15 protein-coding genes are annotated in these 13,966 nt (G+C 63.1%); 8 read left to right on the top strand and 7 right to left on the bottom strand.

Annotated features, from left to right (window positions below; genetic code table 11):
* Positions 1-53: 53 nt before the first annotated feature.
* The gene (locus AC0L3C_RS05040) at positions 54-1,172 is read left to right on the top strand and encodes a branched-chain amino acid ABC transporter substrate-binding protein (protein ID WP_007602405.1); all 1,119 of its coding nucleotides are present in this window, start codon (positions 54-56) and stop codon (positions 1,170-1,172) included.
* An 83-nt stretch (positions 1,173-1,255) separates the two neighbouring features.
* Here AC0L3C_RS05040 and AC0L3C_RS05035 read toward each other — a convergent pair whose 3' ends face one another.
* Positions 1,256-1,642: a response regulator gene (locus tag AC0L3C_RS05035; protein WP_473259004.1), complete on the bottom strand. Its 387-nt coding sequence runs from the start codon at positions 1,640-1,642 to the stop codon at positions 1,256-1,258.
* A 240-nt stretch (positions 1,643-1,882) separates the two neighbouring features.
* On the opposite strand from AC0L3C_RS05035, the gene AC0L3C_RS05030 reads away from it, so the two are divergent.
* Positions 1,883-4,693: a PAS domain S-box protein gene (locus tag AC0L3C_RS05030; protein ID WP_473407322.1), complete on the top strand. Its 2,811-nt coding sequence runs from the start codon at positions 1,883-1,885 to the stop codon at positions 4,691-4,693.
* Between the two features lie 12 nt (positions 4,694-4,705).
* Here AC0L3C_RS05030 and AC0L3C_RS05025 read toward each other — a convergent pair whose 3' ends face one another.
* Genes AC0L3C_RS05025 through AC0L3C_RS05015 form a run of 3 tightly spaced genes read right to left on the bottom strand, consistent with a single transcriptional unit; the run spans position 4,706 to position 7,879 of the window.
* Positions 4,706-5,275 (bottom strand): hypothetical protein, encoded by a 570-nt coding sequence (locus AC0L3C_RS05025; RefSeq protein ID WP_473407321.1) that lies wholly within the window; start codon positions 5,273-5,275, stop codon positions 4,706-4,708.
* A 22-nt stretch (positions 5,276-5,297) separates the two neighbouring features.
* Entirely contained in the window at positions 5,298-6,521 is a 1,224-nt protein-coding gene (locus AC0L3C_RS05020) for a pentapeptide repeat-containing protein (RefSeq protein WP_473279596.1), read from the bottom strand.
* A 14-nt stretch (positions 6,522-6,535) separates the two neighbouring features.
* Positions 6,536-7,879 carry a DUF2235 domain-containing protein gene (locus tag AC0L3C_RS05015; protein ID WP_473407320.1) on the bottom strand — a complete coding sequence of 448 codons (1,344 nt, stop codon included), beginning with the start codon at positions 7,877-7,879 and terminating at the stop codon, positions 6,536-6,538.
* Positions 7,880-8,032: 153 nt separating this feature from the next.
* Here AC0L3C_RS05015 and AC0L3C_RS05010 point away from each other — a divergent pair, with 153 nt between their 5' ends.
* Both AC0L3C_RS05010 and AC0L3C_RS05005 read left to right on the top strand, forming a co-directional pair.
* Complete coding sequence (locus AC0L3C_RS05010; RefSeq protein WP_473279594.1) at positions 8,033-9,028, top strand: P1 family peptidase; 996 nt, start codon at positions 8,033-8,035, stop codon at positions 9,026-9,028.
* 50 nt (positions 9,029-9,078) lie between these two features.
* Complete coding sequence (locus AC0L3C_RS05005; protein WP_473259010.1) at positions 9,079-9,291, top strand: KTSC domain-containing protein; 213 nt, start codon at positions 9,079-9,081, stop codon at positions 9,289-9,291.
* A 12-nt stretch (positions 9,292-9,303) separates the two neighbouring features.
* Here the strand turns inward: AC0L3C_RS05005 and AC0L3C_RS05000 are convergent, their stop codons facing one another.
* Positions 9,304-10,098, bottom strand: a complete 795-nt coding sequence (locus AC0L3C_RS05000) for an EF-hand domain-containing protein (protein WP_473407319.1) — start codon at positions 10,096-10,098, stop codon at positions 9,304-9,306.
* A gap of 251 nt (positions 10,099-10,349) precedes the next feature.
* Between AC0L3C_RS05000 and rpe the strand changes: the two genes are divergently transcribed.
* The 4 genes from rpe to AC0L3C_RS04980 all read left to right on the top strand — a co-directional run bounded on the left by rpe (position 10,350) and on the right by AC0L3C_RS04980 (position 11,735).
* On the top strand, positions 10,350-11,051 hold the full coding sequence (rpe, locus tag AC0L3C_RS04995; RefSeq protein WP_354128092.1) for a ribulose-phosphate 3-epimerase: 702 nt from the start codon (positions 10,350-10,352) through the stop codon (positions 11,049-11,051).
* 149 nt (positions 11,052-11,200) lie between these two features.
* Positions 11,201-11,341, top strand: a complete 141-nt coding sequence (locus AC0L3C_RS04990) for a hypothetical protein (protein WP_473279592.1) — start codon at positions 11,201-11,203, stop codon at positions 11,339-11,341.
* 4 nt (positions 11,342-11,345) lie between these two features.
* Positions 11,346-11,522 carry a hypothetical protein gene (locus AC0L3C_RS04985; protein WP_162847283.1) on the top strand — a complete coding sequence of 59 codons (177 nt, stop codon included), beginning with the start codon at positions 11,346-11,348 and terminating at the stop codon, positions 11,520-11,522.
* Between the two features lie 21 nt (positions 11,523-11,543).
* Entirely contained in the window at positions 11,544-11,735 is a 192-nt protein-coding gene (locus tag AC0L3C_RS04980) for a hypothetical protein (RefSeq protein WP_007602380.1), read from the top strand.
* 24 nt (positions 11,736-11,759) lie between these two features.
* Here AC0L3C_RS04980 and AC0L3C_RS04975 read toward each other — a convergent pair whose 3' ends face one another.
* A complete protein-coding gene (locus AC0L3C_RS04975; protein ID WP_473407318.1) occupies positions 11,760-13,184 on the bottom strand; it encodes a protein kinase domain-containing protein in 1,425 nt (474 codons plus the stop codon).
* Between the two features lie 6 nt (positions 13,185-13,190).
* A complete protein-coding gene (locus AC0L3C_RS04970; RefSeq protein WP_473259018.1) occupies positions 13,191-13,931 on the bottom strand; it encodes a metallophosphoesterase family protein in 741 nt (246 codons plus the stop codon).
* Positions 13,932-13,966: the final 35 nt, after the last annotated feature.

Raw genomic sequence — 13,966 nt, 5'->3', positions numbered from 1 at the left:
TTGAACCGGGCCTGCCCGGTAACTTCCACAGGCGACCACCCTCGAGGTATCTCATGAAATCACTGAAGCTCATCGGTCTGGCATTCGGCGCATCGATTGCGCTGTCGAGCGCGGCATTCGCGCAGGATGTCACCGTCGCAGTCGCAGGTCCGATGACCGGCGGCGAGTCCGCCTTCGGCCGCCAGATGAAGAACGGCGCCGAGATGGCCGTAGCCGACATCAACGCCGCCGGCGGCCTCAACGGCAAGAAGCTCGCGCTGTCCGTCGAGGACGACGCTTGCGATCCCAAGCAGGCGCGCTCGATCGCCGAGAAAATCGCCGGCGCGAAGATTCCCTTCGTGGCCGGGCATTATTGCTCGTCGTCGTCGATCCCGGCTTCGGAAGCCTATGCCGACGGCAACGTGCTGCAGATTACCCCCGCCTCCACCAATCCGAAGTTCACCGATAGCGGACTGTGGAATGTGGCGCGCGTCTGCGGCCGTGACGACCAGCAGGGCTTGGTCGCCGCCCAGTACATCGCCAAGAACTACAAGGGCAAGAACATCGCCATCCTCAACGACAAGACCACCTACGGCAAGGGTCTTGCGGACGAGACCAAGAAGGCGCTCAACAAGGCCGGCGTCACCGAGAAGATGTACGAGTCCTACAACAAGGGCGACAAGGACTTCAACGCGATCGTCTCGCGGCTGAAGCGCGACAACATCGATCTCGTCTATGTCGGGGGCTACCATCAGGAGAGCGGCCTGATCCTGCGCCAGATGCGCGACCAGGGCCTCAAGACCGTGCTGATGGCCGGCGACGCGCTCGCCGACAAGGAATACGCCTCGATCACCGGCCCGGCCGGCGAAGGCACGCTGTTCACCTTCGGCCCCGATCCGCGCAACAAGCCGACCGCGAAGAAGATCGTCGAGGCCTTCAAGGCCAAGAACATCGACCCCGAGGGCTACACGCTCTACACCTACGCGGCGATGCAGGTCTGGTCGCAGGCGGCCAAGAAGGCCGGCACCACCGATGCCAAGAAGGTCATGGCGGCCATCAAGGCCGGCAAGTGGGACACCGTGATCGGGCCGATCGAGTATGACGCCAAGGGCGACATCAAGCAGCTCGACTACGTCGTCTACAAATGGGACGCCAAGGGCGGCTACGCCGCGATCAGCGGCAACGGAACCTGAGCACGGTTGCCGGGGGGCCTGAAGGCCTCATCCCATCATCAACGCGCCCCGGTTTGCCCGGGGCGTTTCTTCCTGCGTCAGGGTCAGACGGCTGCAGGCAGCGCGCCGTCCGCCGCGGCTTGGGCCTTCCGTAGGGCTTGAAGAAGATCGTTCGGCCGAAACGGCTTTTGCAGGCAGACCACGTTGGCGAGGTGGGGCGATTGTTCCATGAAGTCCAGCGCCGTCATCCCCGACACGGCAACGACCGGGAGGCTCGGTGCAAGCTCGCGCAGGGTCGTGATGACCTCGACGCCGCTGGTATCGCCGAGGAAAATGTCCACGATTGCCGCGTCGAAGCAGGCCTCGGTGAAGGCTTTCACCCCGGCTGCGCCGCTATCGGCCTCAACGACGTCGTAACGGTTGACGCGCAGCACAATCGCGACCATCGCCCGGACGTCCTTCTGGTCGTCGATGATGAGAACGCGGGGCATAGGGAACAACTCCCGGATCCTGAATTCAAAATGCCTGATTCAAACCTGGAACCCGTAGCAGCGGGAGAGCATTATGGCACCGTCCAGTAAAGCGCATCTTACCCGATCCCCCGTGCGCGTTCCCTATAAAATTAAGTAAGCTGTAACCTTCGGTTGAGTCGCGACCGGTTTTGTCATGATGCGTGCCCAGAACCCGCTACCATGGACGGAAATTGATTGGGCCAAATGAGATTGGCAAAGATGCTCAAGACGGATCTGCGAGAGCTTCACGTGTCCGCGCCGACCGATCGGAGCACATTCCTTTCGACGCTGCCGGCCACCCCGAAAGACCGCACCGCAGCATTGGCGATCGTCGGCGTCTCGTCGATCCTGTTCGCAGTGGCCGTGCCCTTCGCAGGTCTCCCGCTGCTCCCCGTGCCGGCCTTTGTCGCGAGCTATCAATCCGCCCTTGTGGTCGCGGACATTGTCACCGCGGTCCTGCTGTTGTCGCAGTTTGCGGTGCTCAGGACCAGCGCGCTGCTCGCGCTCGCGACGGGCTATCTGTTCACCGCCGCCGCGGCCGTAGTCCATGCCCTCACCTTCCCCGGACTTTTCTCGCCGACCGGGCTGCTGGGGGCCAACCAGCAGACCACGGTCTGGCTCTACATGATCTGGCACGGCGGCTTTCCGCTCTGCGTGCTGGCCTACGCCTGGCTGAAGGAGGCCGACGGCGGCGCCCGGATCGCCGGCTCGGCAAGCAAGGCGATCTACGCCAGCGTGGTCGGCGTCGTCGCGGTCATGATCGTCTTGACCTGGATCGTCACTGCCCAGCACGACCTGCTTCCGGTCCTGCTGCGCGATGGGCGTTACACGCAGATCATGATCGGGGTGGTGTCCTTTGTCTGGTCGTTGAGCTTCGCGGCGCTGGTCTCGCTGTGGTTCCGCCGTCCACATTCGGTCATCGATGTCTGGCTCATGGTTGTGATGTGCGCGTGGCTGTTCGACATCGCGCTGTCGGCGATCGTCAACGTCGCGCGCTTCGATCTCGGCTTCTACGCCGGTCGTGTCTACGGCCTCTGCGCGGCGACCTTCGTGCTTGCGGTGCTCCTGATCGAAAATGTCCGCCTCCAAGCGCATACGCTGGGCCTCGTCGGCAGGCTGCGCCAGCAGTCGGCATTGGATCGCGACTATTATGGCAAGCGCCTTGCCCTGTACGGCGCCGTTGTCGAATCCGCCAATGACGCCATCATCACGAAGACGCTCGACGGTGTCATCACGGGCTGGAACAAGGCCGCCGAACAGCTGTTCGGCTATGCCGCCGCTGAGGCCGTCGGCCAGCCGATCGACATCATCGTGCCTGAGGATCGCAAGGCCGAGGTCAGGGGTATCCTGAACCGGGTCGGCGGCAACGAAACGATCGCCCAGCACGAGACGGTCCGGATCCGAAAGGACGGCCGGCGGGTCGACGTCGTCCTCAATGTTTCTCCGCTGAAATCAGCCAACGGACAGATCATCGGCGCTTCCAAGATCGCCCACGACATCACGGAAGAGAAGCAGGCACGAGAAAAACTGCGCCGCGAGGTCGAGGAGCGGCAACGGATCTTCGAGACTTCGCAGGACCTGATCCTGGTCACCGACGGTTTCGGCAATTTCATCCAGGTCAGCCCCAGCGTGAAGACCATTCTGGGCTTGAGTCCGGACGACATGATCGGGCACAGCGCCACCGAGTTCATTCATCCCGATGACCTCCAGAAGACGCGCGACGAGATGCGCGCGGCGCGGCGTGGCGCGGTCAAGCGCAGCTTCGAGGCGCGCTACTACCACTACGACGGTCACGAGGTCACGCTGAACTGGATGGGCACCTGGTCCGAGCCGGTCAAGCGCCATTTCTTCATCGGCCGCGACCTCACCGAGAAGCAGGCCGCCGAGGCGCAGTTCAGGCACGTCCAGAAGATGGATTCCATCGGTCAATTGACCGGCGGTGTCGCGCACGACTTCAACAATGTGCTGACTGTCATCACCGGCACGATCGGAATTCTGGCGGACGCGGTCGCTGACCGTCCTGAACTCGCCGCCATTACCAAGCTGATCGACGACGCCGCCGAGCGCGGCGCGCAACTAACCAAGCATCTGCTCGCCTTCGCCCGCAAGCAGCCGCTCCAGCCGCGCGAAATCGACGTCAACGCATTGACGCTCGAGGCCGCAAAGCTCCTACATCCTACGCTCGGCGAGCAGATCACCATCATGCCGCAGCTCACCGAGGATGCGTGGCCGGCGCTGATCGACCCGGGCCAGCTTTCCACCGCGATCCTCAATCTCGCGCTGAACGCGCGCGATGCCATGCCCGACGGCGGCACGCTGGTGCTGGAGACGCGCAACATCTTCCTCGACGACGGTTATGCCAGCATGAATCCCGACGTGGTGGCTGGCAATTACGTCATGATCGCCGTCAGCGACACCGGCTCCGGAATCCCGCCGGAGTTGATCGACCGGGTTTTCGATCCCTTCTTCACCACCAAGGAGGTCGGCAAGGGCACCGGCCTCGGGCTCAGCATGGTGTTCGGCTTCGTCAAGCAGTCCGGCGGACACATCAAGATCTACAGCGAGGAAGGCCACGGCACGAGCGTGAAGATCTACCTGCCGCGTTCGAGCGGCGTGCAGGAGACCGAATTCGAGGCGCTCCAGAACGCACCCGTCACCGGCGGCCACGAAAAAATCCTGATCGTCGAGGACGACGCGCTGGTGCGCCAATATGTCGTGACCCAGATCAAGAGCCTCGGCTATGCAGCCCTCGAAGCCGGCAACGCGGCCGAGGCCCTCGTTATCATCGACGCCGACAAGGACATCGACCTGCTGTTCACGGACGTCATCATGCCGGGCAGCATGAATGGCCGCCAGCTCGCCGACGAGGCGGCTCGCCGCCGCCCCGACCTGAAGACGCTGTTCACCTCGGGCTACACCGAGAACGCCATCGTCCATCACGGGCGGCTCGATTCCGGCGTGCTGCTGCTGGCGAAGCCCTACCGCAAGTCCGAGCTCGCCAAGATGCTGAGGACCGCGCTGGCGAGTTGAGGATCGCAGCGGCTAGTCGCCCAACACGGCTCTGTGGCCCGAGTGGTATTTCAGAACCAAGAAGACTGCGCCGGCCGTCAGGGAGGCGGCGTTTGTCACGAACTTGATCCGCGTCAGTTGACAGGCGATCCAAGCCTCACCCGGAGCGATCTGGGCCTGGACGAAAAGCCGGGCGAGCATCACGTCTTCTGCCACGTCGGAAAGGACGTACAGCACGGCACTTGTGGTAAGCGCAATGAGCAGATAGCGCGCCGCCCCCGAGGGCTCCAGCAGTCCGAGAACCCAGAGCCAAAGCGCCGCTGAGAAAATCGCCAGCGCAATCGCAAATACTATGTCGTTCCAGTAGAGGACCGGTCGAACATAGATCTCGAGCTGCGTGCGCCCATCCGCCGCGGCGGCCGACCGCAGCCGTTCGGTGATCTCTTGCAGATTGCCCGCCTTGTAGCCTTGAAGCATGCGCTCGGGGACCTGAAGCTTTCCAAGCGCGCGGTTGATGCCAGCCCGATATGGTTCGTTTCGACTGAAGACCGCGCACGCAATGATCAGCCCGGCCAGACTCATCACAAGCCACAGATGCCACATCGGCTTACCCCTGTCGCAATCGTCAGCGACCGCAAACCTTATTGACTGAGCACCGTGGAATCTTGAAGCCCGGGCGAATGATGTCCAGTCCGGTGGGTTGCGCTTCCTCGATGACCGTCAGGCCAGGGTCGGCCGCCGTTGCGTCGATACTCGGGCCGACGCAGGCATCACTAAAGAGCTTCTCGTTCAGCCCTTTTGCGCCCTTGAAGTTCGCCCGGCTCAGATCGGCCCGACAAAAATTCGCCCCCGTCAGATCCGCCTCCCGAAAATCCGCGCCAGCGACAATCGCGCCTTCGAAATTGACGTTGTTCAGATGTGCGGTGCGAAAATCCGTCGTCCAGCATCGATAGCGCTGCCACTCCGTCGGGCCGCCGTCTTTTTCCTCAAGATAAAGCTTATTCCCAATCGTCATCGTCGGGAATCCCGGCGTCTGAAAGTCTTCCAAATGTACACCGCGCATGTCGGCTCCCCTCATGTCGGCACCGTAAAACGAACTGCGGTGAAACTGGGATTGCGACAGCTGGGCGCAGGAGAAATCACGCCTGGACAGGTCCAGATTGTCGAGCGCCATGTGTTCGAGCGCCAGCGCGTTTCGGCGGACAGTAACCTGCCGAAGATCGCATTTATCAGTCGAATAATTCAACCGGCGAGCGGCGAATTCGGGGTCGCCGAGTGCCTGCATCGCGACTCTCAATGGCGACGGAGCTTCATTCCTCTTGTACTCGATTCGCTTCCCATCACCTTGCGAGTCCGGAAACTTTCCAGTCACGTCCCGGCATTCGCCTGATTCCGTCATCACATTCTTGGAATTCCCATCCGCAATGAACGCCGTCAGCACTTCGCTGGCAAGACGATGATATTGGATGGGACCATGTGAGCCCAGCAACTGTAGGCTCGTCAGACCCGCGATCTGCGTCGACGTCGACGCTTCCTTGCTGATCGTCTTGATGGCCTCAGTGTACTGCGTCAGCTGCGACTGCTCGTTCTTGAGTTCGAAATCCGCTGACCATTGCCGAGTCGTGAGCCCGAACTGCACCATCGTTGCGAGAAACGTGCCGCCCAGCCCCACCGCAGTCAGGAGTTGGTAGCTGGTCTGGCGTAGCCGATCCTGAACCTCCAGCCGCTTCAGCTCAGCCTCAGTGAAATGCGGCGGGACCTGATTGCGAGGGACCGCCCACCAGAACCAGAAAAAGACGGCAAGTCCAACAAAAACAGCAAACGCAGCCAGACTGAATAGAATAGTCATGAAGCCCTCGAATTTCAGCTGAGCTTATAATTAAGTGTTTCCAATCGAGTTCTGGCGTCGGCCGCGAAGGCTAGAGCTTCTTGGGGAGCGAGGCGCTTCCCGTCCCAGCCGACGATTCCGATACAGGAACCGGGGCCGTCGTGCTCGATCAGAGGCAGCGCAGCGATCAGGTTTCTTGGCACGTAAGGCCGGTACGAGCGCTGGAAACTGACTCGCTGGCCGAGCCGCAACAGGGCACTGAGATGGATCATCTCCCGGACGGGGTTATTGTGCCGGTCGTAGCAAACGTCTGTCTCCCACCGCCAACGCCGCGCGTTGCCGTATTGATTGCCTATGGTCCGATAAGAGAACGGTCGGGCCGAAAAAATGCTGCGCCTCGCCTCGTGATGAGGCGCCAGATATCCATTCTCAATCGCAGCCGTGGAGACATCCACGGGGAAGTCATCGTAATGCGCCAACAGGCGCTTCTTCATCCAGTCGAGCGTAATGTCGTCGAGCGCAGGCTGCGGCAACTTGTTTCGGTTACGCTCGTCGATATACCCTCCCCCGATGTCCGAGTGTGCCCCTACGAACCACACTTGCTCGGTGTTGTCCGCGCTGATCGTCTCGAATTTAGGCTGACGCCAGAGCGTCGCTTCGAATGCCTCGCGATGCTCATCTATCGCCAGCGCCTGCACGTTGACGTCGCACCACGGCGAAAGCCCGACGTCGTGAAACTCGAACAGATCTCTGTTTTCCCGCTTGAACCACGAGATCGGAACCCCCAAGGCTCCCACAGTGTCGAACACGCCGAGAAATTTAAGCGCAACGTCGCTCATCGGGTAAGCGTAGCGTCGGATCTCGGACCCTTCGGTCGGAAGACGGTCGAACGGGCTCTTGCGATAGTAATACCAGCCACGCGATTCGTTGACCTCCGAACAATTGGACGAACGCAACAGTCCGACGGTGCCGATGTATCCAACCAAAGAACGCGCAGTGTAGGAGCCGCGCGAAAACCCAAAGATAAAGATCTCGTCTCCCGGCTCATAGTTGCGCGATAGGAAGGAGTAGGCCCTGCGAACATTGCGGCTCAAGCCTGCCCCGAAAGCACCGCCCCGGATATTGTCAAGAAAGCCGCCGGTCCCGACGCCACGCTCGTAAAAGACGATGTAGGGCGTCTTCTTTCCGTCCTTCGTGTATGTACGATAACTGACAGACGTCCGAGTCGAAGATGCGGCCGACGTGGCAATCGCGGGCTTAACAGGGTCGGGGTCGAGACAGGCTGCTATGTCTTCGCGCAGCCTGACGATGTTGGTGTCGGTCATGCCGACGTCGGCATCGTTCCACGTGCCGTCAAGCAGCAGGACAATACGCTTCAAAGTCATTATCCTTTAAAAAACATCTGGAGATTGTATGAGCATTTTGCTTTCGTCAAGGAGCCACCCGTCGAGGGCGTTGACGCCAACGCGGCGGACGGGATAACTCGGCGGAGCGTTCATTAAGGATCATCCAGAGATACCGATGCTCAGATCGTGAAAAATCTCTTGACCGACATCGCCGGCGTCCGCGTCGGCCATGCCGAGGATGCGAAAGTCGCCACTGGCACGACCGCGATCATCTTCGACACCCCCGCGGTCGCGGCCATCGATGTTCGCGGCGGCGGCCCCGGCACGCGCGAAGACGCGCTGCTCGACCTCGCCAGCACCGTCGATCGCGTTGACGCGATTGCGCTGTCCGGCGGCTCCGCCTTTGGAATCGACGCCGGCGGCGGCATCCAGGCCTGGCTCGCCGAACAAGGCCGCGGCTTGCGGATTCGCGAGGCGGTGATTCCGATCGTCCCCGGCGCGATCGTTTTCGACCTCCTCAACGGTGGCGACAAGGCCTGGGGACGCTTCGCGCCCTATCGCGATCTCGGCTACGCCGCAGCGTTGGCCGCCAGCGACGATTTCGCACTGGGCAGTGTCGGCGCCGGCCTCGGTGCTACCACCGCGACCTTCAAGGGGGGACTGGGGTCGGCCTCCGCGGTCCTGGCCAATGGTATCAAGGTCGCCGCGATCATGGTCGTCAACGCGGTCGGCAGCACAACCGTTGGCGAAGGGCCTTGGTTCTGGGCTGCGCCGTTCGAGGAGAACGGCGAGTTCGGCGGGCGCGGCCTGCCGTCCGCGTTCACGCCGGACATGCTGGCGATGCGCATCAAGGGCGGCCCCGCCGCGAGCGCGCGTGAGAACACCACGATCGGCCTCGTCGTCACCGACGCGATGCTGACCAAGGCCCAGGCCAAGCGGCTTGCGATGATCGCGCATACCGGGTTTGCCCGTGCGATCTATCCGGTGCATGCGCCGACCGACGGCGACGTGCTGTTCGCTGCCGCAACGGGCGAGAAGCCGATCGAGCCGCTGGTCGGCCTTACCGAGCTTGGAACAGTCGCCGCCAACGTGGTCGCACGCGCGATCGCTCGCGGCGTCTACAATGCAACGGCCCTGCCGTTTGCCGGCGCAATTCCGGCGTGGAAGGATCGGTTCGGCTAGAAACGAAACGGCGGACAGCGCGTTACCCTGGCGGAGCAAGGTGCACCGCCATGCCGTCTTCCGTGATCCGGTTTTTCCGCTATGCGCCCGAGACGCGCGAACTGAAGGTGACTTTCGTCAGCGGACGGCTCTATGTCTACGAGGACGTCCCGCCCGAGGTCGCCGCCGCATTCAAGGCCGCGCGCTCAAAGGGCACGTTCTTCAACCACGAGATCCGCGATCGGTATGTCTACCGTGACATCACTCACGAATATGCAAGCTAGCCGTGAGCAAGGTTACACGCTCATCGACGTCGATGAACCGACGGTCGCTGAGGCGCCTTGTCCCTGCCCGCCTTGCCGCTGCATCAACTGCGCGAACAGATCGTACGCCGAATTACGGGAGCTGGAGGCGCCCGGGACCGTCGTCGACATCTTGAAGCCGTCGGCATAGGTGACGGTGGTGGTGGTCGAACCGTCGGCACCGGTCGTCGAAGTCGAGGTCGAGCCGCCCTTGGCCTGGGAGGAGGAATCCGAACCGCCGCCGGAGGCATCGCCCGCACCTTGCGCGTGATGGTGGCCGACATGGCCGCTCTTCAGCGCCTTCGACATCTCATCGAGGCTGACGCTGCCGTCGGAATTCGAATCCAGCTTCGAGAGGACGTTGTCCGCCTGCGCGAGGTTGGTGCCGCCGGCGCCGAGCGCATTCTCGAATTCCGACTTGGTGATCTTGCCGTCGCCGTCGCCATCGATCTGCGAGAACAGATCCTTCAGAGCGGCGTCGCGGCGCGTCGAGGACGAGGATGTCGAACTCGACGAGGTCGAGCTTGCGGCGCTGCTGGTGCTGCCCGAGGATTGGCTCTGCGCGGCGAACAGCGCGTTCATCGTCTCCGGCGAGATCTGCGGGTTTTTGCCCGCATTGACCGACGAGGTCGCGCCGGTCGTGCTGTTGCTGCCGTTGTCGATCGCGAACGGATTCGTCGCCGGCTTTTGCGAGGACCCCGTCTTCTGCGTCGACGAGGATGATTTCGAATTCGTCAGCGACTGGATCGCGTCGAGCGCGCTCGATACGGCCCCAAGAGCGAACAACATTGCACAACTCCAACCGGTGCGGCATGCCGCGGCCAATGTTCTGTTCAGGTGAGGTCAGCAAGCGCCGTGCCAGCGCAAAAAGCTCAATGAAATCCGCTTTCACCGCACTTTGCACGGCCCGGGAACACCGGCAATTCATGCCGGTCGCGGCAGAAATTTCCGCCCACAGGAAGCACGCCGCCCCTGCATTGCCCGGCTGAGAGGCCCATGTTAGGCGAGTCCATCTTTCACGGCCGCCACGGGAAACCGCCATGACCCAAGCCTTCGCTCCCCGCCCCCTGGCAATCGCGCCCTCGATCCTGGCCTCGGATTTCTCCAGGCTCGGCGAGGAGGTGCGCGCCGTGGACGCCGCGGGAGCCGACTGGATCCATCTCGACGTCATGGACGGGCACTTCGTTCCCAACATCTCGTATGGTCCCGACGTCATCAAGGCGATGCGCCCGCACACCAAGAAGATCTTCGACGCGCATCTGATGATCTCGCCCTGCGATCCCTATCTGGAGGCCTTCGCGAAAGCCGGCTGCGACCACATCACCGTGCATGCCGAGGCCGGTCCCCATCTGCACCGCTCGCTTCAGGCGATCCGCGCACTCGGCAAGAAGGCCGGCGTTTCGCTCAATCCGGGCACGCCGATCAGCGCCCTCGAATACGTCCTGGACCTGGTCGACCTCGTGCTGGTGATGTCGGTCAATCCCGGCTTCGGCGGCCAGGCCTTCATCCCCTCCGCGATCGGCAAGATCCGCGACATCCGCGCCATGACAGCGGGCCGCCCGATCGACATCGAGGTCGATGGCGGCGTCGGCGCCGACGTCGCAGGTCCCCTGGCTGCGGCCGGGGCCAACGCCTTCGTCGCCGGCACGTCCGTGTTCAGGGGCGGCACGCAGGACGCCTACAAGACCAACATCGCCGCGATCCGCAACGCCGCCGCGGGTGCACGTGGCGAGGCGATCTGAGGGCTCGCACAGCTCCGCAGACGTGCGGCTTCTACGGGTGTTGCGGCGCGCAATGCCTAAATTTGCAACCTTGATCCGTACTCCTCCGGGCTTCCCTGATTCGCGCAAATCACCGCTAGTGATTCTTGCCTGTTTCGCGGGAGCACATCATGACGACGACCCTGGTTTGGACTGGCGTGGCGTTGTGGCTTGGTTTTTGTGCGTTTGTTGTGTTTGGTCCATCGGCCGGACCGGTGAAGGTCTCGCTACACTCGGCCCGCATCGCCCGTCGCGACTGGTATCGGGCCTGACCCCATGCAGATCGCGCTTGTGAAACGTCAGCCGAAGCGCCGGTGCCGCATCCCGCGGCGCCCGCACCCTGACCTCGATTTTTTCTTCGGTCGGCTCGAACGCACCGAAGGCGAGATGCGCGACGACACCGGGCCCGAGATGGACCTGGATCACCCGCTCCGGTCACCGCGCCGGCATTGAATTCTTTTCTGGACCAAGCTCATGAAGCCGCATTGCCCGAACTGCCTGAAGGAAATGACCAAGGCGTCCGCGTCGCGTAACCTGTTCAACTGTGAGCCCTGCCGCGAGATCATCCAGTTCTTCGGCGGCAGCGCGGATCACGGCGAGCCCGGCCCGCAATTCTCCTGGCCGATCCGCCGCAAGCGCTCCGTCCACACCGCTCACGCGGCCTGAACCTCCAGGATCCAGAGCGCGGCCCTATCCGGCCTCCTCGCCCGCATCCGCAGCCATTCGCGGCGGCCGTACCACGGTGACGGTGCAGGCCGCTTCCGAGGCCACCTTGGCCGAGACGCTGCCGAGCAGCGTGCGCCTGAACGAGCCCTGCCGCGCGCCGATGATGACGTGGTCGACGTGGTTGACCTCGCAAAATTCCAGAATGGCCGCCGCGGGGTCGACGGCTTCCAGCACGTGAGCCGACAGCCGGCTTTCATCGAGCTTGAGCGGCGTGGCCCAGTGTCTGAGCGCCACCAACCGATCGATATGCTTGTTGGAGCCCTGCTCATCCAGCGTCCTGTCAATCGCGATGCGGTTGAGCTTCAGCACGTTGAGGCAGGCGAGCCGCGCCGAGGGCAGCGTGGCGAGAATGCGTTCCGTCGTCATGCGCAAGGCCTCGTTCAACTCCGGCTCGCCTTCCGCCGTATCGAGCGCGACCGCGAGGATCGGGCTTGATGCGATCTGGGCTGCGACATCCGATTTCGCGCGCGGCTGCATGACGCCCGGGTTGAAGCGGCGCCGCCAGGCGACGCTGAGCGGATCGCGCTTCAGCCGCTCAGAGCGTGTGGTGAGCCTGACCTGGTCCGGGTGGGTGAGATCGAAGGCGAGCTGGGACGCGGTCGGATAGCGCCGCACCGGCTCGATCTCGAGGCATCGCAGCACCACCTCCTGGAGCCAGGGCGGATAGTCGGCGCGAAGCGAGCGCGGCGGGTGCGGATCGCGCCATAGCCGGCGCCGCATCGCACGCAGCGTCTCGCCCTCGCCGAACGGCCGTTCGCCGGTCGTGAAGAAATAGAGCAGCACGCCCAGCGAGAACAGATCGCTGCGCGGATCGTCGCGCACCCCTGACAACCGTTCCGGCGCCATATAGGGCGCGGTGCCGTAAGGCAGGCGGAACTCCTCCTGCAACAGGTCCGGCAGATGGTTGTGATGCGACAGGCCATAGTCGATCAGCACCGCCTCGCCGCTCTCGCGGAACATGATGCTGCTCGGCTTGATGTCGTGATGGATCACGTTCTGCCGGTGCAAATCCGCGAGCCCCGTCGCGATCCTGGCGACGAGCTGCCGCGCCTCGTCATACGGCAACGGCAGGTCGGGCAACCGCTTGTAGAGCGTGGTCCCGGAGATGCGCTCGATGACGACATAGGCCTGGTGGGCGAAATCGCCGGTGCCGAAACATGAGGGCACGTGCGGCCCGGCCAGCCGCGGCAGGATCATCATCTCCATCTCGAAGGAGACGATCGCCGCGGGGTCCTCGCCCTCCGACACTCGCGGAATCTTCATCAGCAGCGGCAGGTCGATGCCGGGATGGGTGACCGTCCAAAGCGTCGCCATGCCGCCGGCATGGACGCATTCGCCGATCGTGTAGCCGTCGATCTCTGCACCTGATTTGACGAGGGGTTTCGGCATCGGCCTCTAGCGCCCCTGCGACAGCCGGTCGGCGAGCCAATGCGGCAGGCCGTTCTCGCGGATCCGGTTCGCGGCCGTCTCGACATCGTAGGGCGCGCGGCAATAGGTGATCAGGCATGAGACGGTGTCGAACAGCACGAAAGCCGCGGATGGATCGTTATCGCGGGGCTGGCCGACCGAGCCGAGCACCGCAAGCCATTGCCGCCCGCGCAACAGCGGTACGGAGACATCGGTCTTGGGCACGAGTCCCGACATCTTCGCCGTCACCGACATTGAATAGATCGCCGGGCGGTGGATGTGGCCGCAGAAGGTGACATGAGCCGGCGTCGCGATCAGGCTTTTGGCAGCGTCCGCCGTCGATCGGACATAGTGCCAGCTCCGGGGGCTGGAGGCTTCCGAATGCACGAACAGGCGATCGCCGTCCTCCACCAGCATCGGCAATTCCGCCAGGAACCGCCGCTGCGCGGTGTCGAGCCGGCCGCGGGTCCATTCGATCGCGATTTGCGCCTCGGCATTCATGGTCTCGGCGGAGGAATTCACCGCCTGGTCATGATTGCCGCGCACGGCGACGGCGCCTTGGGCAACGAGCTCCATCGCGGTATCCACCACCCATTCCGGATCGGCGCCATAGCCGACGAAGTCGCCAAGCAGGATGAAGCGCTCGGCGCCACGTGCCCGCGCGACTTTCAGGCACGCCTCGAACGCCTGCCGGTTGCCGTGGATATCCGAGAAGACAGCGAGAAGCACGCACCCTCCACCCCTCGAACCTTATTGGGAGCCGA

The organism is Bradyrhizobium sp. WSM4872 (assembly GCF_055811715.1).
Note: the sequence above shows the minus strand (reverse complement) of the source record. Positions and strands in the feature narration are given on the sequence as shown.

What these genes read in the sequence shown, in the direction of transcription:
- AC0L3C_RS05040 (WP_007602405.1), top strand. Translation starts at nt 54, where the DNA reads ATGAAATCACTGAAGCTCATCGGTCTGGCATTCGGCGCATCGATTGCG.
- AC0L3C_RS05030 (WP_473407322.1), top strand. Translation starts at nt 1,883, where the DNA reads ATGCTCAAGACGGATCTGCGAGAGCTTCACGTGTCCGCGCCGACCGAT.
- rpe (WP_354128092.1), top strand. Translation starts at nt 10,350, where the DNA reads ATGACCCAAGCCTTCGCTCCCCGCCCCCTGGCAATCGCGCCCTCGATC.
- AC0L3C_RS05005 (WP_473259010.1), top strand. Translation starts at nt 9,079, where the DNA reads ATGCCGTCTTCCGTGATCCGGTTTTTCCGCTATGCGCCCGAGACGCGC.
- AC0L3C_RS05035 (WP_473259004.1), bottom strand. Translation starts at nt 1,642, where the DNA reads ATGCCCCGCGTTCTCATCATCGACGACCAGAAGGACGTCCGGGCGATG.
- AC0L3C_RS05025 (WP_473407321.1), bottom strand. Translation starts at nt 5,275, where the DNA reads ATGTGGCATCTGTGGCTTGTGATGAGTCTGGCCGGGCTGATCATTGCG.
- AC0L3C_RS04980 (WP_007602380.1), top strand. Translation starts at nt 11,544, where the DNA reads ATGAAGCCGCATTGCCCGAACTGCCTGAAGGAAATGACCAAGGCGTCC.
- AC0L3C_RS04985 (WP_162847283.1), top strand. Translation starts at nt 11,346, where the DNA reads ATGCAGATCGCGCTTGTGAAACGTCAGCCGAAGCGCCGGTGCCGCATC.
- AC0L3C_RS04990 (WP_473279592.1), top strand. Translation starts at nt 11,201, where the DNA reads ATGACGACGACCCTGGTTTGGACTGGCGTGGCGTTGTGGCTTGGTTTT.
- AC0L3C_RS04975 (WP_473407318.1), bottom strand. Translation starts at nt 13,184, where the DNA reads ATGCCGAAACCCCTCGTCAAATCAGGTGCAGAGATCGACGGCTACACG.
- AC0L3C_RS05020 (WP_473279596.1), bottom strand. Translation starts at nt 6,521, where the DNA reads ATGACTATTCTATTCAGTCTGGCTGCGTTTGCTGTTTTTGTTGGACTT.
- AC0L3C_RS05000 (WP_473407319.1), bottom strand. Translation starts at nt 10,098, where the DNA reads ATGTTGTTCGCTCTTGGGGCCGTATCGAGCGCGCTCGACGCGATCCAG.